At 60.2% G+C, this 20,586-nt stretch carries 17 protein-coding genes; 2 read left to right on the top strand and 15 right to left on the bottom strand.

The features are described 5' to 3' along the window. Nucleotides 1-128 precede the first annotated feature (128 nt). Entirely contained in the window at nt 129-701 is a 573-nt protein-coding gene (locus Q0Z71_RS03605; RefSeq protein WP_298018384.1) for an epoxyqueuosine reductase QueH, read from the top strand. A gap of 645 nt (nt 702-1,346) precedes the next feature. Then, a complete protein-coding gene (locus tag Q0Z71_RS03600) occupies nt 1,347-2,645 on the top strand; it encodes a cytosine permease (protein ID WP_298018381.1) in 1,299 nt (432 codons plus the stop codon). Between the two features lie 66 nt (nt 2,646-2,711). Here the strand turns inward: Q0Z71_RS03600 and Q0Z71_RS03595 are convergent, their stop codons facing one another. The 15 genes from Q0Z71_RS03595 to murF all read right to left on the bottom strand — a co-directional run bounded on the left by Q0Z71_RS03595 (nt 2,712) and on the right by murF (nt 20,583). Further along, nucleotides 2,712-4,043 (bottom strand): MATE family efflux transporter, encoded by a 1,332-nt coding sequence (locus Q0Z71_RS03595; protein WP_298018378.1) that lies wholly within the window; start codon nt 4,041-4,043, stop codon nt 2,712-2,714. A gap of 234 nt (nt 4,044-4,277) precedes the next feature. After that, nucleotides 4,278-5,636 (bottom strand): PFL family protein, encoded by a 1,359-nt coding sequence (locus tag Q0Z71_RS03590; protein WP_298018375.1) that lies wholly within the window; start codon nt 5,634-5,636, stop codon nt 4,278-4,280. A gap of 12 nt (nt 5,637-5,648) precedes the next feature. After that, complete coding sequence (locus Q0Z71_RS03585; protein WP_298018372.1) at nt 5,649-5,918, bottom strand: ACT domain-containing protein; 270 nt, start codon at nt 5,916-5,918, stop codon at nt 5,649-5,651. A 197-nt stretch (nt 5,919-6,115) separates the two neighbouring features. Further along, entirely contained in the window at nt 6,116-6,784 is a 669-nt protein-coding gene (locus Q0Z71_RS03580; protein WP_298018369.1) for a HEAT repeat domain-containing protein, read from the bottom strand. 188 nt (nt 6,785-6,972) lie between these two features. After that, complete coding sequence (locus Q0Z71_RS03575) at nt 6,973-8,184, bottom strand: aspartate kinase (RefSeq protein WP_298018366.1); 1,212 nt, start codon at nt 8,182-8,184, stop codon at nt 6,973-6,975. Nucleotides 8,185-8,263: 79 nt separating this feature from the next. Further along, complete coding sequence (locus Q0Z71_RS03570; RefSeq protein ID WP_298018363.1) at nt 8,264-9,457, bottom strand: homoserine dehydrogenase; 1,194 nt, start codon at nt 9,455-9,457, stop codon at nt 8,264-8,266. Nucleotides 9,458-9,475: 18 nt separating this feature from the next. Then, the gene (locus Q0Z71_RS03565) at nt 9,476-9,916 is read right to left on the bottom strand and encodes an ACT domain-containing protein (protein WP_298018361.1); all 441 of its coding nucleotides are present in this window, start codon (nt 9,914-9,916) and stop codon (nt 9,476-9,478) included. Nucleotides 9,917-10,216: 300 nt separating this feature from the next. Further along, the gene (locus tag Q0Z71_RS03560) at nt 10,217-11,134 is read right to left on the bottom strand and encodes a carbon-nitrogen hydrolase family protein (protein ID WP_298018356.1); all 918 of its coding nucleotides are present in this window, start codon (nt 11,132-11,134) and stop codon (nt 10,217-10,219) included. Between the two features lie 544 nt (nt 11,135-11,678). Next, the gene (locus tag Q0Z71_RS03555) at nt 11,679-13,082 is read right to left on the bottom strand and encodes an aminopeptidase (protein WP_298018353.1); all 1,404 of its coding nucleotides are present in this window, start codon (nt 13,080-13,082) and stop codon (nt 11,679-11,681) included. A 41-nt stretch (nt 13,083-13,123) separates the two neighbouring features. After that, nucleotides 13,124-14,794 (bottom strand): L-threonylcarbamoyladenylate synthase, encoded by a 1,671-nt coding sequence (locus Q0Z71_RS03550; protein WP_298018350.1) that lies wholly within the window; start codon nt 14,792-14,794, stop codon nt 13,124-13,126. 92 nt (nt 14,795-14,886) lie between these two features. Then, a complete protein-coding gene (gene prfA / locus Q0Z71_RS03545; protein WP_298018347.1) occupies nt 14,887-15,954 on the bottom strand; it encodes a peptide chain release factor 1 in 1,068 nt (355 codons plus the stop codon). Between the two features lie 38 nt (nt 15,955-15,992). Further along, nucleotides 15,993-16,481, bottom strand: a complete 489-nt coding sequence (locus tag Q0Z71_RS03540; protein WP_298018344.1) for a hypothetical protein — start codon at nt 16,479-16,481, stop codon at nt 15,993-15,995. Nucleotides 16,482-16,493: 12 nt separating this feature from the next. Continuing rightward, nucleotides 16,494-17,285 (bottom strand): YdcF family protein, encoded by a 792-nt coding sequence (locus Q0Z71_RS03535; protein WP_298018341.1) that lies wholly within the window; start codon nt 17,283-17,285, stop codon nt 16,494-16,496. 30 nt (nt 17,286-17,315) lie between these two features. Next, nucleotides 17,316-19,217: an ABC-F family ATP-binding cassette domain-containing protein gene (locus Q0Z71_RS03530; RefSeq protein WP_298018338.1), complete on the bottom strand. Its 1,902-nt coding sequence runs from the start codon at nt 19,215-19,217 to the stop codon at nt 17,316-17,318. Then, the gene (gene murF / locus Q0Z71_RS03525) at nt 19,210-20,583 is read right to left on the bottom strand and encodes a UDP-N-acetylmuramoyl-tripeptide--D-alanyl-D-alanine ligase (RefSeq protein WP_298018335.1); all 1,374 of its coding nucleotides are present in this window, start codon (nt 20,581-20,583) and stop codon (nt 19,210-19,212) included. Before murF ends, Q0Z71_RS03530 begins: the two co-directional genes overlap by 8 nt. Nucleotides 20,584-20,586: the final 3 nt, after the last annotated feature.

The following is a 20,586-nucleotide window of genomic DNA, read 5'->3' as shown; positions in this document are numbered from 1 at the left end:
AATGTGCAATCGTCAAAATTCCGCCAGTCTGTAAAGAATTTGTTAAGAAAGCAATGATGGGAAGTGCTTTGCCTTTTGTCATTTTTATGCTATACTTGTCCCATTCAGAACGGAAACGAGGATCGCCTATGAACACTGTTTTGCTGCACTGCTGCTGCGCCCCCTGCTCCCTCTCCTGCATCGACCCCCTGCGGGCCGAGGGCATCGAGCCGGTTGCCTTTTGGTATAACCCCAACATCCACCCCTGGAAGGAGTACCAGGCCCGGCGAGACTGCCTGCTGGAATACGCCCCCACCATCCACATGGAGGTCCGGGTCCGGGAGGACTACGGCCTGCGCCGGTTCGTGGAGCACGTGGCGGAGGACATTGACCACCGCTGCGCCTACTGCTATGAGCACCGGCTGGAGGGCGCCGCCCAATACGCCGCGGAACACGGCTTCACCCACTTCACCACCACGCTGCTGGCCAGCATTTACCAGAACCACGAGAAAATTGCGGAGGCGGCGGAGCGGTATGCCAAACAATACGGCGTGGAGTTCCTGTACCGGGATTTCCGCCCCAATTTCCGGGCGGGGAACCAGCGGGCCCGGGAACTGGGCTTTTACATGCAGAAGTACTGCGGCTGCGTCTTTTCCGAGGCGGACCGCTATCAAAAGCAGATCGACCGGGACAAGCTGAAATTCACGGAGGCTGGGTTTTAAATCCAATATATCCAATATTAAAAGAACGGTCCCTTTGCTGTCCAGCATTTTGTGATCATCGGCATTTGGATGGAGACAGGCGGCGCTTTTCAGAGGCTCCCGGTTTTTCTTGGACCTCTGGTGCTCTGAAAATTTTTTTATCCAAGACATTCCCGCCTTTATTTCATAATTTTGTATCATAATACCATTGACGGTATACCGGCCCCAGTCCTATAATCATTGCAACACAAGGGCGTGCGGATGGAACCCCCATCCACACGCCCTTTGTGCGTTCCACCTGAGCAGCCGGCTCGAAAAGAGGGACCGTATCTTCCGCATTCCCAACAGTGCATAACATATAGCATCCAGCTTGATTTGACTATTTTTGATTATTTATAAAATGTATCAAACCCGGCATCCCTTAGGAAAAAGATATTTGACTTTTCCCCTGTATCAAACTATCCTGAACCCAGGATCTACCAGTTAATTCCCCCATATTTTAGCAAAGATGTGTGGCTTGACCGGTATCATCCATTCGGGGCAGGCCCCTTCTGAAAATCATGGGAATTCAGAGAGATATTCCGGGAAGCGGTACCGCTTCCCGGCAATTGCTAGCAATTGCGCCTCGAAAACCGCATAAAAATCGAGAAAAAAGGAGATTGAGTAATGAACGAGAAAGAGAAAAATGCGCCCCCGCAGGAAAATGGCAGCGAACTGGAACACGTATTCGAAACGGTTCCTGACAGCGCCCGCAAAAGTGTAGGCAGTATCCTCGTTATCCTCACCGGCTACACCATTTCCCTGTCCAACTTCGTCACCGGAGCGACTGTTGGCTTCAAAATGCCCTTCAAGGAGGCCGTCGCGGCCTGCGCTGTGGGCAACCTGATGCTGATCATCGTCGCCACCTTCCTGGGCATCATCGCCTGCCAGACTGGCCTCTCCACTTCCGTTTTGTCCCGGAAATCCCTGGGGGCGAGAAGTTCCTCCATTCTGTCCTTCCTGCTGGCGATCTCCGCTGTCAACTGGATCGCGGTGAATGCGGACACGTTCTCCAACCTGATCGTCTCCAACTTCGGCTGGTGGCCCATCCCTGTCGGCATCACCTCCATCATCGTCGTGGCCCTGTGGGCCCAGTCCGCTATCCGCGGCGTGAAAGGCCTGGAGATCGTCAGCTGGCTGGGTGTGCCCTGCGCCATCATTTTGACCATCGCCTGTGCCATTGCCATCGGCTCCAAAGCCGGCTACGGCACTGTGTTCCAGTATGCGCCCGCCTCTGATGCCCAGATCTCCTTTGCCGCCGGCTCCACTTCTTTCGTCGGCGCCTGGGTGTTCGGCTGCATCGTCTCCCCGGACGTCTGCCGTTATGCCAAAAAGACCTCCCATGTCGCCATTGGCGCCCCTATCGCCGTCACCATCGGCCTGTTTGGGCTGGAAGTCATCGGCATCATGACTGCGCAGGCCACTGGTGAGAGCGGTTTCGTGCCCGCCACCGCCGCTCTGGGCCTGGGGATCCTGGTGTTTATCTGTGCCATCTTCTGTGTCTGGACCACCCAGGACAACAACATTTACAGCGCCGGTCTGGCTCTGCAGAATGTGATGAAGGACACCCCGCTGGAGGGCAGGGTGAAGCACTCCGTTCTGGCTGTCATCATCGCCGCCGCAGCCGCCATCTTTGCCGCTGTGGGCGCCACCAAGTATCTGCTCCCCGTGGTGCAGACCCTGTCTGTGCTGCTGCCCCCCGTTCCCGCCCTCATCATCGCGGAACACTACTGCGTGAAGAAGAGCAAGGAGAACAAGGCCATCAACTGGGTCGGCATCATCACCTGGGCGCTGGGCACTGCCATCGGTTATGTGGCCCTGCAGCACAGCTTCCTGGTTCCCGCCATTGTCAGCATGGTCGTGACCTTCGTCCTGTACATCATCCTCAGCAAGGCTTTGGACGGCGTTCTGAATAAAGACATCTAAAATCACTCCCGCAAATTAAAAAAGCGGCATCCGGGGTCTCCCAGATGCCGCTTTTTCTCTGTTTTGTCAAGGCATCTCCACGGATCTCCGGTATACCACGGCCGCGATGGCGGCAGTCACAGCCTCTGTCACCCAAAACGCGTGCCAGACGCCCACCGGCCCCCAGAGCCGGGACAGCACAAACGCCGCCGGGATGATGACCGCCACATAGCGGCACACGGAGATCACCAGGGACTGTGTTCCCTTGCCAAGGCCCTCCAAGGCTCCGGAGGTCGTCACGGATACCGCCGAGATCAGGAAGCCGGCGCTGATGATACGGAGGGCGGTCTGCCCCGCCGCGATGGTCTCCGGGCTGTCGGTATACAGCCCCACCAGCTGTCCGGAGGCCAGCAGGCACACCACGGTCCCCAGCGCCATGATGGCTCCGCACATGCGGAGCGTGACCTCGTAGATCTTTTTGACCCTGCCATACTCCCCCGCGCCGAAATTGTACCCAATGACGGGCCGCATCCCCTGCACGATGCCGTTGGCCGGCAGGTACAGGAAGGTCTGCAATTTGTAATAGATGCCCAAAATGACCACATAGCTCTGGGCGTACGCGGTCAGAAGCGCGTTCAGGCAGGAGACCAGCAGGGACGGCAGGGCCAGGTTCAGCATGGCCGGAACGCCCACGGCATAGAGTCTGCGGTCGATCGCCCTGTTCCGCACAAGATACTTCCACCGGAGCTGGATGGGAAAGGATCTGCCCAAATAGACAGCCAGATAGACAGCCACGGTCAGGACCTGCCCGATCACCGTCGCCGCAGCCGCCCCCTCGATGCCCATCTCCGGGAAAAATCCGATCCCCGAGATCAGCAGCGGGTCCAAAATGATGTTGGCGATGCAGCCGCACAGCAGGCTGGTCATGGTGACCTTCATCCTCCCCACGGACTGAAACAGCTTCTCAAAGGAGAGGCTCAGCATGGTGACCAAGGAAAACGCGAACACGATCCTGCCGTACCGCACCCCCAGGTCGACCACCGCATCGGAGCTGGTGAACATCCGCAGAAAGGCGGGCAGCACCGCCAGGCTCCCCACCGTCATAACGGCGCCGTGGAGCACGGCAAAGGCAAAGCCGTGGGCCGCCGCGATATTGGCCGTCTCCCGGTCCTCCGCCCCCAGGTGGAAGGAGATGACCGCGTTCAGTCCCACGCCGAAGCCGATGGCCACCGCGTTGATCAAGTTCTGAACCGGATAGACCAGGGACAGGGCGGTCATAGCGTCCTCACTGATCTGGGCCACAAAAAAGCCGTCCACGATGTTGTACAGTGAATTGACCAGCATGGAAATGACCATGGGAAGCGCCATCGATGTGATCAGGGGAAAAACAGGTCTTTCCTTCATAAAATGTTCGTCCATACCCGCCTCCTGCGAATGCCGTGTGAATTTTTAGCGGAAAAAGCCACGCAATCATCCAACAGGATGATTGCGTGGCGAAAAGGACCTGAAGCAGGCCGAAAAATCCACACCGGTTTTAATGATCCTGATTTTAGCACATCCGCACGGAATGCGCAAGGACCGAAGCGGATTTTTCTATCAGTGTCTCTGCAAGCAGACATCAAGGGGCCGAAAGCATGGCCCCGGCAGCGTTTTTCAGTTCTTCAGGCTGTGCATGGGCGCGGGGATGCGGCCGCCCCGTGCGATAAAGGCCGCGCTGGACTCGGGATGCACCGGCATCACCGGGGCGCTGCCCAGCAGGCCGCCCATCTCGATGGTGCCGCCCACGGTCTTGCCTGGAGCGGGCAGCAGGCGGACGGCGGTGGTCTTGCAGTTCACCATGCCGATGGCAGCCTCGTCGGCAATGATGGCGGAGATAGTCTCCGCCGGGGTGTCGCCGGGAACGGCGATCATGTCCAGGCCCACGGAGCAGACGCAGGTCATGGCCTCCAGCTTATCCAGGCAGAGCGTGCCGGCCTTGGCGGCGGCGATCATGCCCTCGTCCTCACTGACAGGGATAAACGCGCCGGACAGGCCGCCCACGGAGGAGGACGCCATCACGCCGCCCTTTTTCACCGCGTCGTTCAGCAGGGCCAGGGCCGCTGTGGTGCCGTGGGTGCCGCAGATCTCCAGGCCCATCTCCTCCAGGATGCGGGCCACGCTGTCGCCCACGGCGGGGGTGGGAGCCAGGGACAGGTCCACGATGCCAAAGGGCGTGTCCAGGCGGCGGGAGGCCTCCTGGGCCACCAGCTGGCCCATGCGGGTGATGCGGAAAGCGGTCTTTTTCACTGTCTCCGCCACCACGTCGAAGGGCTGGCCCTTCACGGCCTGCAGGGCGTGGTGGACCACGCCGGGACCGGAGACACCCACGTTGATGACTTTCTCCGCCTCGCCCACGCCGTGGAAAGCGCCCGCCATGAAGGGGTTGTCCTCCACAGCGTTGCAGAACACCACCAGCTTGGCGCAGCCCAGGCCGTCCCGGTCCCGGGTGGCCTCGGCGGTGTCTTTGATGATACGGCCCATGAGGGCCACGGCGTCCATGTTGATGCCCGCCTTGGTGGAGCCCACGTTGACGGAGGAGCAAACCAGCTCCGTCCGGGCCAAAGCCTCGGGAATGGAGCGGATGAGCTTTTCGTCCGCCAGCGTCATGCCCTTCTGCACCAGGGCGGAATAGCCGCCGATGAAGTTCACGCCGCAGGTCTGGGCCGCCCGGTCCATCGCCAGGGCAAAGGGCACATAGTCCCCGGTCTCGCTGGCGCCGGCCACCAGGGCCATGGGCGTCACGGAGATGCGCTTGTTGACGATGGGGATGCCGAATTCCCGTTCGATGTCCTCGCCGGTCCTGACCAGCTTTTCGGCATAGCGGGTAATCTTCTCGTAGATCTTATCACAGGCCCGCCTGGGGTCCGGGTCGCAGCAGCTGAGGAGGGAGATGCCCATGGTGATGGTGCGAATGTCCAGATGCTGCTGGTCGATCATTTCAATGGTGGAGAGGATCTCCTTCTGGTTGAGCATGGTCTCCCCTCCTTAAATGTTGTGCATCGCGTCGAAGATCTCTTCCCGCTGGATGCGGATGGAGAGCTCCATCTCGCTGCCCAGCTCCGCCAGGGCGGCGCCCAGCTCTCCGATCGTGGCGGTGGCTTTGCTGACATCCACAGCCATGACCATGGTGAAGGCCCCCTGGAGGATGGTCTGGGAGATATCCAGGATATTGACATTGTACTCGGCCAGACGGATACAGATGGCGGCGATGATGCCCACCTTGTCCTGGCCCACGACGGTAACGATAGCGTTCATGAAGCTTCCTCCTTATGAAACGGAACGTAATTGATTTATTTTAGCATGTTCCGGCGGCAAAGTAAATCTCAAATCCCAAAACTCCCTTTTACCTTCGGTGCCGCTGCTGCTCTATTTTCCAATTTTTCTGTCAAAATGACCCAATGGGCAGTTCCCCCCCCCACCGGATAACTGCCCCTACAACAAAAACTCGAATTTTAGAACTGGTTCCGCTCTTGGATAAACTGAATGGCGTATTGGGCAGTCATTTTTATGTCCGGGCGGCGGCTTTTCAGGAATCGCTCCAAGAGAGGAATGTCCTCTGGTTCGCCGATGCCCTGCATCGCGATATTCGCATAATAGATCTCATACTGATACGCCTTCTCGTCCTCCTGCAGGAGATAATCATGCAGAATATTCCTGCTCTCTTCTCTTGGACAGGCGCCTAAAGCGCGGATGGCGCTGTGTCGTACTGGACGGCGATCCTCTTTTGCCAAGGTGAGAATGTTGGAAATATCCAGGCCGGCAGGAACTGTTTTTCCTGCCAGTCTCCACCAGTCATGCACGCGGTCTAACATGGAGCTGAGGATATATTTATCCGTTTCCGCACCCAGCCGCTGCAGGAAAAAGGCGCATGCCCCCTCCTCAAAAGACGCCTGCATCAGACGGCCAAAAATGAAATAAGCGGCATTTCGTATCTCGCGCTGGTCTTTCTTCTTGCCGTCATGTTCCTCAATAATTTCCTGAAGAAGGGGGAAAAGCGCCGGGTCAGTAAGGGTCTCCGCCTCCCGGCGCGCTTTCCAGCTGGCCGTTTCCGTGCTTACAATATAATGCTCATCCTTTGTATTGATCCTGGCGATCAGCTCCAAAAGCCCGGCTTTATCCATAGGCGGCCTCCTGTATATTCTGATTTCTCCTCCGGCGCAAATCCTCGTTTGTCATTTTCATCATAGCACGGTCAATTTTGAATTTCGATCCGCTGCTGGTGAAATTGCCGGAATGGCAGAAAAAGCCCCGCGGGAACGGATCCACGGGGCTTTGAACGGGCAGCATGATCTGATATTGGATATCTCTATTATATCTCGTCAAAGAATTTCGCGTGGATGGCCTTGACCGCCCGGTTCACATCCTCCTCATCCAGCAGGACGGAAACGCGGATCTCAGAGGTGTTAATCATCTGAATGTTGATGCCCGCCTCATACAGCGCCTCGAACATCTTGGCGGCCACGCCGCAGTTGCTCATCAGACCGGCGCCCACGATGGACACCTTGCCGATGTGCTCGTCAGACTCGATGTGGTGGAACCGCAGGGCCTCCTTGTTCTCATTCAGGATATCCTCCGCGTCCTCCAGGTCCTTTCTGTGTACGGTGAAGGTGATATCCTTGGTATCCTCACGGCCGATAGACTGCAGGATCACGTCCACGTTGATGTTATGCCTGCTCAGCAGGTCGAATACCTGAAACGCGACGCCGGGATTGTGCTGCAGGCCGATCAGGGCGATCCGGGCGATACTGGTATCCTTTGCGACACCCGCGATATTGGTTTTCTCCACTTTGGTGACCTCCTTAACTTTCGTGCCGGGCTTTCTCTCCAAACTGGACACGACTTCCAAACTCACTCTAAACTTCTTCGCCAGCTCCACGCTGCGGTTGTGGAGCACCTGGGCGCCTTGGGACGCCAGCTCCAGCATCTCATCGTAAGTGATCTCCTCCAGCTTCCGGGCGTTGGGAACGATGCGGGGATCGGTGGTATACACGCCGTCCACATCGGTGTAGATCTGGCACAGCTTCGCCCGGAACGCCGCCGCCAGCGCCACGGCGCTGGTATCGGAGCCGCCCCGGCCCAGGGTGGTCACATCGCCCTGCCGGTCCACACCCTGGAACCCGGTGACGAGAACGATGCGGTGCTGGTCCAGCTCCGCCTGGATGCGCTCAGGGTCAATCCGCTTGATGCGCGCGTCGGAGTGGACACTCGTGGAGCGGATGCCCACCTGCCAGGCCGCCAGAGAGACGCAGGGCAGGCCCATGGCCTCCAGCGCCATGGCACAGAGCGCCACCGAGATCTGCTCGCCGGTGGACAGGAGCATATCCATCTCCCGCTTGGAGGCGTGGGGATTGATCTCCTCCGCCTTGGCGATCAGGTCATCCGTGGTGTCGCCCTGGGCGGACAGGACCACGATGACATCATTGCCCTCCAGGTAGGTCTCCGCAATGATACCGGCGACATGGCGGATGCGCTGGGCATCCTTGACAGAGCTGCCGCCGAATTTTTGTACGATCAAACTCATAGTGTTTCCTTCTTTGCTTCAGATTGGTCTGGACATTGCCCTCCACCCCATCATACGCAGGGACCGGAGCGTTTGGGAATCACGCCAGCACCCGCATGCAGGCCCGCACGTTCAGCTTCCCGGACAGCCGCGCGGCGTCCTGTCCGCTGATGACGTCTGTCAGGAAGGCCGTCTCTCCGTTTTCGGAGAGGACCTCCACGTCTCCAAATGCCGCGGCCGCGTCGGAAAGGCTCCCCGCGATGCGGAAATAGTGGCGGGTGCGCAGCTCCGCCGGGTCCTGGAAGCCCTCGGTGCTGTCGGACCAGCCGATCTCCTGCCGTCTTGGGCTGGCCTGGAGGCACTCCATCACATCCGCCACGCAGGCGGAGGCGGTTGGCATCTCTCCGGCGCCCTTTCCGTAAAACATGACCTCCCCGGTGGCATTGCCCCGGACCATCACAGCGTTGAACACATCCTCCACATTGGAGATCGGGTTCTCCTCCGAAATCAGATGGGGCGCCACATACGCGGTGTGTCCGCCCTCCGGCAGCCGAAGGGCACGGCCCAGCAGCTTGACCCGGTATCCCGCCCGGCGGGCGATCTTCACGTCCTCCAGAGACAGTCCGGCAATGCCCTCCATGGGGACCTGCTCCGGGTCCACCTGGCGGCCAAAGGCCAGGTCCGCCAGGATGCAGGTCTTTCGTCCCGCGTCGATGCCCGCCACATCCGCGGTGGGGTCCGCCTCGGCATATCCCTTGGCCTGGGCCTCCGCCAGTGCCTCCGCAAAGGTCGCGCCTGCCCGGACCATCCGGGTCAGGATGTAGTTGGTCGTGCCGTTCAGGATACCGTAGATCTCGTCGATGCGGTTGGCCGCCATGCACTGTGTCAGGGGATGCAGAACAGGGATGCCGCCGCCCACGCTGGCCTCAAACAGGTAGCTGACATCATGCGCCTTCGCCAGTTCCAGCAGCTCGCAGCCCTTTTCCGCCACCAGCTGCTTGTTGGCTGTGACCACATGCTTGCCGGCCGCCAGCGCCCGCTTTGTATACTCATAGGCCGCTCCCACGCCGCCGATGGTCTCCACCACCACGCGGATCTCGGGGTCCGCCTCGATCTTCTGAAAATCATCCGTCATCAGATGGCGGTAGGGGCCGTCTTTCAAATGCCGGACCAGGACGGTCTTTACCCGCAGCGGCTCCCCCAGCTTATGCTGGATCTGCTCGGCATTTTCCTCCACCACCTTGGCAACACCGGTCCCCACCGTGCCAAGGCCCATAATCGCGATCTGTATCATACCCATTTCCCTCTTCCATCAGCCTGCCAGGATCTCGAACTTGATGACACCCTCCAGCGCGGATACGTCCGTGAGCAGCTGCTCCAGGCTCTCCGCCATCTCGGAGGTCTCCGCGGAGATCGTCACCGCCGCGCATCCGTTGGTGGGGATGCTCTGGTTGATGGTCAGAATGTTGGCGCCGGAATTTGCGAACACCGCCAGCACCCGGGAGAGGACGCCGGTGTTGTCCTTCAGCATGGCCTGGAACGTGATGATATGCTCCGATTTCATGTCGTTGAAGGGCTGCACGGAATCCTTATATTTGTAGAACGCACTGCGGCTGATCCCAGCCAGCTTGGTGGCCGCGCCCACCGTGTCCACCTCGCCGGTCTGCATCATGCGCTTGGCCTCCGCCACCTTGATGAAGATCTCCGGCAGAGCCTCTGCCGCTACAATGTAATATTTAATTTCTCTTGCCATTTCGTCCACCTCTTACGGTCATTTGTCTTTGCACGTCGTTCATGGTACCACAATTTCACCGGAGCCGCAACCGAAAACGCCAAATTTCTTTTGTCGGAATCAGGGAAACTAAGCCGCCTTTGTCCGCCCATGGTGGGCAAAATGACAAAACCCGAAAAAGGGCCGCCAACAGGCCAACGCCATGCGTTGAAATTTTAAGCACGCACAAAACCGCCCGCCTCGCTTGAAACGAGGCGGGCGGTTTTACACTTTATTTCGCCAATCCATTCAGACTAGAGCGGCAAATTGAGTTCTGCTATTTCAATCCTCAAATTTAAAATGCAAAACATCCGGTCTTGCATAATGTCCGCAGACATCATGCTCCATTTTACTTGCCGGAACTTCCTGCATATCAAGGTCTGCATATATGATGCCCTCTTCATCCCATATACAGTCTCCAACTTGATGTCCGAACGGGTCTATGATGCAACTGCCGCCCCTACAGGCGATTTCAGGAATATCTGACAACGCAGCATATTCATTCAGATCATTTGGGTAAGATGATTTTCTGATGATCATATCGCAGTTAATAAAATAGCAGTGTCCTTCGATTGCGATATGGCGAATCGTGTTCTGCCACTCCTTATTATCATTGGTATTCGGAGAGATATATAAAGAGATCCCCTTCTCATAGAGAGCAACTCTTGCAAGCGGCATATAGCTCTCCCAACATATCAGATTTCCCATTGGTCCCCATGGCGTTTCCATGATCGGGAAAAAATCTTTGTCCGCATCTCCCCAAATGACCCGCTCACTTCCTGTGGGCTTCAGCTTTCTATGATTAAGCACAGTCCCATCGGGTGAGATCATCACATTTGAGTTGTAGAGCGTGCCGTTCACAGCATCCCTTTCAGAGTACCCTATACTGAGGAATATTCCCTGTTTCACTGCCGCCTCTGCCAATTGCTGCATTTCCGGGCCATCAGCCAAAATCGAGTTGTCATAATACCGTTTCCAGTCTTGCCTGCCGGATGTGCTCCGGCTTCCCGTACGGAATCCAAAATTCATGCCGAATGGATATCCTGGAATAAACAGCTCAGGAAACACGATAAGTTCAGCTCCGTGCGCTGACGCATCATTGATCAGCAGCAGCGCTTTATCGATACACGCCGTCTTATCAAACATGACCGGTTCAGCCTGAACAACGGCAATCTTACATCTATTTTTTATGCTTTTCATTTGCTCATGCTCTCCTTCAAATTTCTGATTCTCTATGGCCGTTATCTGTCCTGTCAGGGGCATTATCATATTCGCATCCCGCAGCCGCAAATGTCAAGTATTTAATGCGAAAAAACTATAAAATATTTTACGCGGCCTCCGGGAACGCCTCTTTAGCGTTTTCCCCTTTTCTCTTAGGATGGTATTATTATAGCATACTCTCGAGAGTATGTCATCCCGCAGCTATCGCCAGCATACCCGATACTCTCAAGGCGTGTATAGATCCAGACAAGCTTCTATGCCGATGGCGCTGATCAAAATGCCGCCTTTCTAAGAGCCTGTTTCATATCTCGAAATATGCTGGATGTGCCGGAATTTTTTCGCCAGACGAAGGCGGTTTGACGAAGGCATACTTTGTGTATGTCGAGGAAAAACGACATAGTATGGCGGGAAAAGATCGGTGCAGACAGCGTATTGAGAGATTTTAAACTGGCTCTAAGAGACAGCCCTGTTCAGCAAATGCCTGCCTCCATATCAAAAGCCTGGGAGGCTCTGTCCGATCCGCTTATTCCTCCGCCTGGTAAACGGCCTTCATGCCCTTGTAGGTCTCGTAGCAGTCCAGCTTCGCCACCGTTTCAAAGGGGGCATGCATGCTGAGCACGGGAACGCCCGCGTCCAGCGTGGTGATGTTGCGGTTCGCCATATACATGGCCACGGTGCCGCCGCCGCCGGCGTCCACCTTGCCCAGCTCCGCGATCTGCCAGACGACGTCCGCATCGTCGAACAGGCGCCGGACGTAGGCCACCGTCTCCGCGTCGGCGTCGGAGGAGCCGGATTTGCCCCGGGCGCCGGTATACTTGCACAGGCCGATGCCGTAGTTGACAAAGGCGGAATTGCGCTTTTCGTACACGTCCGCGTAATCGGGGTCATAGGCCGCCGTCACGTCGGCGCTTAAGCAGAAGGACTTCTCAAAGCACACCCGGACAGGCACGCCCTGCGCCTCGCACAGGTCCTCCATAAAGGTGTCGAAGGCGGCGGACTGCATGCCGGTCACACCGTCGGAGCCGATCTCCTCCTTGTCCGCCAGAAGGCAGACGGCGGTCTTGGCCGGAGTCTCCTCCAGGTCCAGCAGGGCCTTGAGGGCCGCGTAGCCGCACACCCGGTCATCGTGGCCGTAGGCGCCGATCATGCTGCGGTCCAGGCCGATATCCATGGCGCTGACGGCGGGGACGGCCTCCAGCTCGGCGGAGGTGAAGTCGTCCTCCGTGATGCCGTACTTCTCATGCAGCAGCTTCATCACCGCCAGCTTCACCCGGCCGGTGTCCTCCTCGTCCCCGATGGGGCGGCTGCCCAGCAGCAGGTTCAGCGTCTCGCCGGGGATGGCGCTGGCCAGGGGCTTCTTGCTCTGCTCCGCCCCCAGGTGGGGCAGCAGGTCCGTGATGACCAGCCGGGGGTCCCCCGCGCCGGCGCCGATGTTCACCGTCACGCTGGTGCCGTCCTTCAGGGCCACCACGCCGTGAAGCTCCAGCGGAATGGTCACCCACTGGTATTTCCGGATGCCGCCGTAGTAGTGGGTCTTGAAATAGGCCAGCTCGCTGTCCTCATACAGGGGATTGGGCTTCAGGTCCAGCCGGGGGGAATCGATGTGGGCGGCGGCGATCTGGGCGCCCTCCGCCAGGCTCTTTCGGCCGATATGGGCCAGCATCACCGCCTTGCCCCGGTTACAGACATACACCTTGTCCCCCGGCTTCACATCCATGCCCCGGACATAGGCCCTGTACCCCTGCTCCTCGGCCAGGCGGACTGTCTCGGCGGCGCAGAGCCGCTCGGTCTTTCCGGCGTCCAGAAATGCCTTATAGCCGTCGCAGTAGGCCTCCATGGCAGCGGTGTCCACCCCGCCTTCCCTGTCATAGCCGTTCTTCTTTGTGGAAAGAAGCTGTTTTTTCAATTCCTTGGTCTCGTCAGACATCTCGATCTCCTCCATTTCTGATCGTCTCTATGGTCTGCATATCACTGGCTCTTATGCCGTTTTTCCTCTGTGATCGTCTCGATCAGTTTTGCAAGCTGCAGTTTGGCCTCCTCCTGGAACGCCTCCGCCGTCTCGGCGGCATTGGCCAGCTCACAGTCGCACTTGCTCCGGTAGTACTCGTCCGCCTTCTGGGCGGAGATCCGCAGGCGGGCGTACTGCTCCGTGATGCCGTCCCGGGCCATGATGCGCCGGACACGCAGCTCTGTGGGGGCCGTCACCGCAACGGTGCGGTCGCACAGCCGGTCCGCCCCGCTCTCCAGCAGGTTGATGGCGTCGATGGCGTACAGGCCGTCGCCCGCGCTCTCCATCCGCCGCTCCAGCTCCGGGATCAGGTAACGGAACACGATGCTGTTCAGCTGGGCCAGCCGGTCCTTTTTGGCAAAGACCTCCTGCCCCAGCTTCTGCCGGTCCAGCTTCCCGTCCTTGCCGAATACGCCTGGGAATTTTTCGTTGATGGCGTTCCGCATCTCCTGGCTCTGTTCCAGCATCTCATGGTACACCGCGTCGCAGTCGATGACCGTGCCGCCCAGCTCCTGGATGGCCTTGAGGGCGCTGGTCTTTCCCGCGCCGGTGCCGCCGGTGAGCCCCAGCACCACCCGGTGGCTGTCCGCCTCCACCACGTGGAAGCCGGCGGCCTTTTTCAGCCGGTTGCCGATGGCCAGGCCCAACCCCCGGTTGTCCGGGCACTGGGCGTAGATCTCCGTGACGCTGCTGGTGTCAAAGAACCGCAGGGCGTCAAACACCCGCTGGGCCTGCATCAGCTTATCCCCGCTGGGCCCCAGGGTCTGGACCACCTGCTTCGGGAACAGGTGGGCATACTCGTCAAAGCAGATCACGCCGGAGGCGGGTCCCACCCGGCGCTCGATCTCCCGGGCGGAGGCCTCCGGCGCGCCGGTGACCACTGTGACCGGCGCCTTGGGGGCGTAGTGGCGGTACTTCATGCCGGGAGCCTTAGGCTTCTCCCCCTCTTTCAGAGCGCTGGTGACGGCCTTGTCCACATCGACATGGCCGATCAGGCGCTCCAGGTCCTCCAGAGGCAGTCCGCCGGGACGCAGCAGGCGGGGCGGATCGCAGGTCAGGTCCAGGATGGTGGACTCCACGCCCACGGTGCAGGGGCCGCCGTCCACCACGCCCTCGATCTTGCCGTCCATGTCCTCCAGCACATCCTGGGCCGTGGTGCAGCTGGGACGGCCCGAGGTGTTGGCGCTGGGCGCCGCGATGGGCACTCCCGCCTCCCGAATGATGGCCAATGTCACAGGATGGTTGGGACACCGCATGGCGACGGTGTTCAACCCCGCCGTGGTCTCGTCCGGCACGATGGGCTGCCGCTTCAGGATCATGGTCAGCGGGCCGGGCCAGAACTTCCGGGCCAGCACATAGGCCATGGGCGGGATGTCCGTACAGTACCGGGGCAGCCACTGGGGTCCGGTGACATGGAGGATCAGGGGGTTGTCCTGGGGACGCCCCTTGGCCTCAAAAATGCGCTTTACCGCGTTTTTGTCCAGTCCGTTGGCGCCCAGACCGTAGACTGTCTCCGTGGGAATGCCCACAAGGCCGCCCTCCCGCAGGATCTTGGCGGCAGCGGAGATCTTGTCCTCGATCTCCTTCTGCTGCCCCTTGGTGTCCCGCAAATCATAATAGATCGTTTGCATATCGTTCGCCTCTATCTCTCTTCATCGGGCGTCTGCCCGGTACTTACGTCTCTCTTCTTCCAAAGGCCGTATGTGACAGCGCCGCACCCGCTTCATGCCTGCTCTCCCCCGCTTTTCAGCTTCTCCGCCTGGTCCGCCGTCACCAGGGCGTCGATCAGCTCGTCCAGATCGCCGTCCATGACGGCGTCGAGCTTATACAGCGTCAGGCCGATGCGGTGGTCCGTCACCCGGCCCTGGGGAAAGTTGTAGGTCCGGATGCGCTCGCTGCGGTCGCCGCTGCCCACCTGGCTTTTCCGCCGGCTGGCGATGTCGGCGTCCTGTTTGGCCTGCTCCATCTCGTAAAGCCGGGAGGCCAGGAGCCGCATGGCCTTGTCCCGGTTCTGGAACTGGCTCCGCTCCTGCTGGCACTCCACCACCACGCCGGTGGGCCTGTGGATCAGCCGCACGGCAGAGGAGGTCTTGTTGACGTGCTGGCCGCCGGCGCCGCTGGCCCGGTAGACCTGCATCTCGATATCGGCGGGATTGATTTCCACGTCCACCTCGTCCGCCTCCGGCAGCACCGCCACCGTGGCGGCGCTGGTATGGATACGCCCGCCGGACTCCGTCTCCGGCACCCGCTGGACCCGGTGGACGCCGCTCTCGAATTTCAGCCGGGAGAAGGCACCCTCGCCCTCGATGAGGACGCTGCACTCCTTCACGCCGCCAAGCTCCGTCTCGTTCAGGTTTACGATGTCCATCTTCCAGCCGTGGTTTTGGGCGTACATGGTGTACATCCGCAGGAGAGAGGCCGCGAACAGCGCTCCCTCCTCCCCGCCGACGCCGCTTCGCAGCTCCATGATGACGTTGCGGCTGTCGTTGGGGTCCTTCGGCAGCAGTAAAATTTTCAGTTCTTCCCGGAGGCGCTCCAGCTCCGCCTTGGCGGCGGAAAGCTCCTCCTGGGCCAACTCCCGGAGATCCGGGTCCCGGAGCAGGGCCTCCGCCCCGGTCCGCCGCTGTTCCGCCTGTTCCCAGGCGTGCCAGGCTTCCACGATAGGCCCCAGCTCCTTCAATTCCCGGTTGATGGTGCGCAGGTGGCCAGCGTCGCCGTAGACCGCCGGGTCCGCCAGCTGGGCCTCCAGGTCCTCATAGCGCAGGGCCAGTTCTCTCAGTTTTTCCAGCATGGTGCCGCTCCTCTCTCAAAATTGGAAAGAAAGCGTCCCTACTTCTGTCCCAAAAAGTCCCGCACCTGGCGCAGAAATTCCTCCTCCCAGAAGGCGTAGCCCACGGAGTCCGTCCGCAGGGACACCGCCGCCTGGTGGCCGCAGGGCGTATACAGGTCCATCTGCTCAAAGACCTCCTCGTTTCGGTCCTCGCTGCCCCGGGTGATGACATAGGCGGCGTTTTGCAGGTCCTTGCCATACCGCTTCAAAAAGTCCCGGACCACGGAGCTGCACCGCCCCGCCCAGACCGGGGAGCCGACGATCACCAGCCGGTAGTCCCGGACGGGATGCGCCGTCTTGAAAGGCCGGATGGGCTTGGTGGTCCGGCGCATGGCGTCCAGGCCGCAGCGGAGCCAGCCGCCAAAGCCGCTGCGGGACACCCCGTCCTGGAGCTCCACCAGCTCGGCGTCCAGCGCCTGGGCGATCTCCTCCATGGTCCTTTTGGTATGGCCCGTCCGGGAGTAATACATACATAGTACGTCTTTCATAATGCCTCCGTGTCAGTCAAAGAGAAAGGTCTTTACCATAGCAAATGCCTCTCGCAGGTAATAGTTGATCTCCAAATGCCGCCAGGGCAGCTTCGCCGGAATACCAAAGGCGTATCCGTAGCCCTGCCGGGCCGCAATGAGGCGCGACCGGGCGATGTGGAAGTCATTGGTGACCACCGCTATTCGGTCTCTTGCCGGGTCTACGCCCCGTTGGGCCAGCAATTCTTTGGAAAATGCGAAATTCTCCGCTGTATTTCCCGCCTGGTCCTCTAAAATCAGGCGGCCGCTGTCCACGCCGTGGGCTGTCAGGTAGTCATACATGCACTGGGCCTCGCTGATCTCCTCGCCGTAGCCCGTGCCGCCGGTGAGCACCACCGGGATATCCGGATTGTCCTCCAGATACGTCAGGGCCGCGTCCAGCCGGGTCCGCAGAGACAGGGACGGTTCCGTTCCATTGACCCCGGCCCCCAGGACCACCACCGCATCGGCCGGGATATCCGACAGGTCCGCCTTTCCCTCCTGCATCACAATGCCCTCGGTCACAGCCAGCGATACCACCACCAGCGACAGAACGGTCCGCCAGGCCAGCCGGCACCACCAGCCCGCTTTCGCCTGTTTTGCCCAGCGGTCTAAAAACACTTCCAAGCACAGGATCGCTGCCAGACCCACCAGCAAAAATCCGGAAAAGCGCATTCCCCAGGGGCGGACTGCCAGGAAAACAAATCCCGCCAATGCCAGCAGGGCGGATATGCCCCATTGGATCTGCTCGCCCCATCTCTCCCGTCTCTTTCCCCGGTATGTCATATGCGTTCCTTTCTGTAATGGCGATTTCCTTTACTCTCCCGCTTCCTCGCTGAGCTGCTCCCAGCGCCCGTACAGGGCGTCCAGCTCTGCCTGGACTGTCTCTTTTTCCTTCATCAGCTCGTTCAGCTTCTCATAATCGCAGGCGGCGGCCTCCATATCGGTGTCCAACGCTGCCAGCCGCTCTTCCGCCTTGGCAATGTCCCGCTCGCAGATGGTCAGCTGCCGCCGGGCGGCCTGCTGGGCCTTGTTGCCGCGGGCCGGCCGTTCTGTGATGGATTTTTCCTTTACAGGTTTTGGAGCTTCCGCCTTTTCCGCTTCCTCCTGGGCCTTCACCTGCCGGTACTGGGCGAAGCCCATGGGATAGTCCGTGATGGTGCCGTTTGCCAGTTCCCAGATGCGGGTGGCAAAGCGGTTGATGAAATAGCGGTCGTGGCTGACGAACAGCAGCGTCCCGTCATAGGCCTCCACCGCCTCCTCGATCCACTCCCGGGAGGCAATATCCAGGTGGTTGGTGGGCTCGTCCAGGATCAAAAAGTTGGTCTCGTCGTCCATCAGCATGCACAGCCGCAGGCGGCTCTGCTCGCCGCCGGAGAGGACGGAGACAGGCTTCATCACGTCCTCGCCCCGGAAATCATAGGCCGCCAGGCGGTTTCGGGCGGACTGGGCCGAGAGGCCCTTTTTTGCCGCCATCATATTCTCCACCAGGTTCCAGTCCGGATGGTCAAAGTGGATGATCTGGGGCAGATAGGCCGCCCGCACCTGAGGCCCGGTCTTGATGCGCCCGTCGTCGGGGTACAGCTCCCCCATGATCATCTTGATCAGGGTGGATTTGCCCGTGCCGTTGTCACCGATCAGGGCGATGCGCTCGCCCCCCTCCACCTTCAGGCTGATGCCCTGGAAGAGGTGCTTGTCCCCATAGGACTTGGACAGGTTCCGCAGGCCCAGCACCTCGTCCCCGTGGAACTCGGCGGCGTTGAAGCGGGCGTCCATTTTCCGGGCCTTGGTGGGCTTGGAGGTGGTCCGCATCCGCTCGATGCGCCGCTCCATGGAGATGGCCCGGCGGTAGGTCTTGTCCATGCCCTGGAAGGCCCACATCCGCAGCTGCTCCGCCGCCTTTTCCAGCTGCTCGATCTTGGCCTGCTCCTTCTCGTACTGCTTCATCCGCTCCTGGAAGCGGCGCTCTTTCTCCACGGCGTAGAAGCTGTAATTGCCGCTGTAAAACTCCGCCTTGCCGTCCTGGATCTCAATGACGCGGGTCACGATGCGGTCCAGAAAGTAGCGGTCATGGGAAATGGCCACCACCGTCCCGCGAAAGCCCCGGACGTACTCCTCCAGCCACTCCGTGGCGTGGAGGTCCAGATGGTTGGTGGGTTCGTCCAGCAGCAGGATATCCGTGTCCTCCAGGATCAGGCGGCCCAGATTCACCCGGGTCTTTTCCCCGCCGGACAGGCTGTCGAACAGCTGGCCCCGCATCTCCCGGGAAATGGACAGGCCGCTGGCGATCTTGTTCACCGCCACGTCGGTGTCGTAGCCGCCGAAGGCCTCAAATCTTTCGTTCAGCGCGCCGTACCGCCGCAGGATGGCCGGGTCGCTCTCGCCGCCCGCCATGCGGGCCGTCAGGTCCTCCATCTCCTCCGCCAGCCTGTGGAGCCGCGCGAAAGCGGAGCGCAGCACGTCCTCCACCGTATAACCCGCGGGATAGACCGGGATCTGGGAGATCAGGCCCACCCGGCGGCCCTGGCCCACCGTCACCTGACCCTCGTCGTAGTCGATCTCCCCGGTCAGGATTTTAAACAGCGTGGTCTTGCCGGCGCCGTTCCGGCCCAACAGGCCCACCCGCTCGCCCTGGTCGATCTGGAAGGTGAGGCCGTCCAGGACGTTCTTCCCCACCTCAAAGGATTTGACCAGGCCGTTTACCTGTATCTCAATCATATGTCTTTCGCAATTGGTCCACCAGCTGGCCAAAGTGCATGGCGTGGGACGCCTTCACCAGCATGGCGGTACCGGGTCCCAGCTGCTCCTTCAGAGAGCCGATGGCCTCCTCCTTGGTCGCAAAGTGCAGGACGCCGCCGCCGCTCTGTGCGGTGCCGTCCGCGATCTTGATGGCCTTTGTGCCGATGGCCACCACAAAGTCGATGCCCAGCATGGACGCCAGCGCACCCATATTGTAGTGGGCCTGCTCCGTCAGGCTGCCCAGCTCGCCCATGTCGCCCAGCACCGCCACCCGCCGGTCGCACTCCGTCTTGGCCAGCACCTCCAGTGCCGCGGTGACGGACTGGGGGTTGGCGTTGTAGCAGTCGTCCAGAATGATGCGTCCCTCCGGCAGGCGGACGATCCGCATCCGGGAGCCGGCCGGCTCATAGGCCGCCACGCCCCGGATGATCTCCTCCCGGCTCAGGCCCAGCTCCTCGCCCACCGCCACGGCGATGGATGCGGAATAGGCCATATAGGCGCCGGGGGCCGGAATGGTCAGGGCATAGCGGTCCCGCTCCGTCGTCACGGTGCAGGTGATGCCCTCCACACCGTGGTCCGCAATCTCCGTGATGCGGGCCTGGCAGTGCTCGGACTGGCCGCAGCGCACCGTGCGGAAGGGCACGTTCACCGTGTCCAGCAGGGCGTCGTCCCCGTTCAGGACCACCAGGCCGTCCTTGTTCAGATGGTCGAAGATCTCGGACTTTGCCCGCAGGATCCCCTGGCGGCTGCCCAGGTATTCGATATGGGCGTCGCCGATATTGGAGATGACAGCCACGTCCGGCCGCACCATCTGTCCCAGATATTCGATCTCCCCGAAGTGGTTCATGCCCGTCTCGATGACCGCCGCCTGATGCTCCGGACTCAGGCCCAGCAGCGTCAGGGGCGTGCCGATGTCGTTGTTGAAATTCTCCGGCGTTTTCAGGCAGCGGTACTTCGCTCCCAGCACAGCGGCGACCATCTCCTTGGTGGTGGTCTTTCCCACGCTGCCGGTGATCTGGACAAAGGGGATGCGGAATTTGTCCCGGTACGCGGACGCCAGCGCCCGCAGGGCCAGCCGGGTGTCGTCCACCTTGATGTAGAACTTGTCGTCCCGGATATTCGTGGGCAGCTTGGCGCACAGGCATCCCACCGCGCCGCCGTCCAGCGCCGCGTCGATGAAGTCATGTCCGTTGAAGCGCTCCCCCACCCAGGGGATGAACAGACAGCCCGGGACCAGCTTCCGGCTGTCCGTGGAGACGGCGGATACTGCGGGAAGCCCCTCTTTCGGGTTCCACCAGATGCCGCTGACAGCCGCGGCGATCTCCTGTATAGTCATCGGCTGCATAAG

The sequence above is a fragment of the uncultured Dysosmobacter sp. genome (genome assembly GCF_947631635.1).
Classification (GTDB): Bacteria; Bacillota; Clostridia; order Oscillospirales; family Oscillospiraceae; genus Oscillibacter.
The sequence above is the reverse complement of the archived record's forward strand: the minus strand, read 5'-3'. Positions and strand labels throughout refer to the sequence as shown.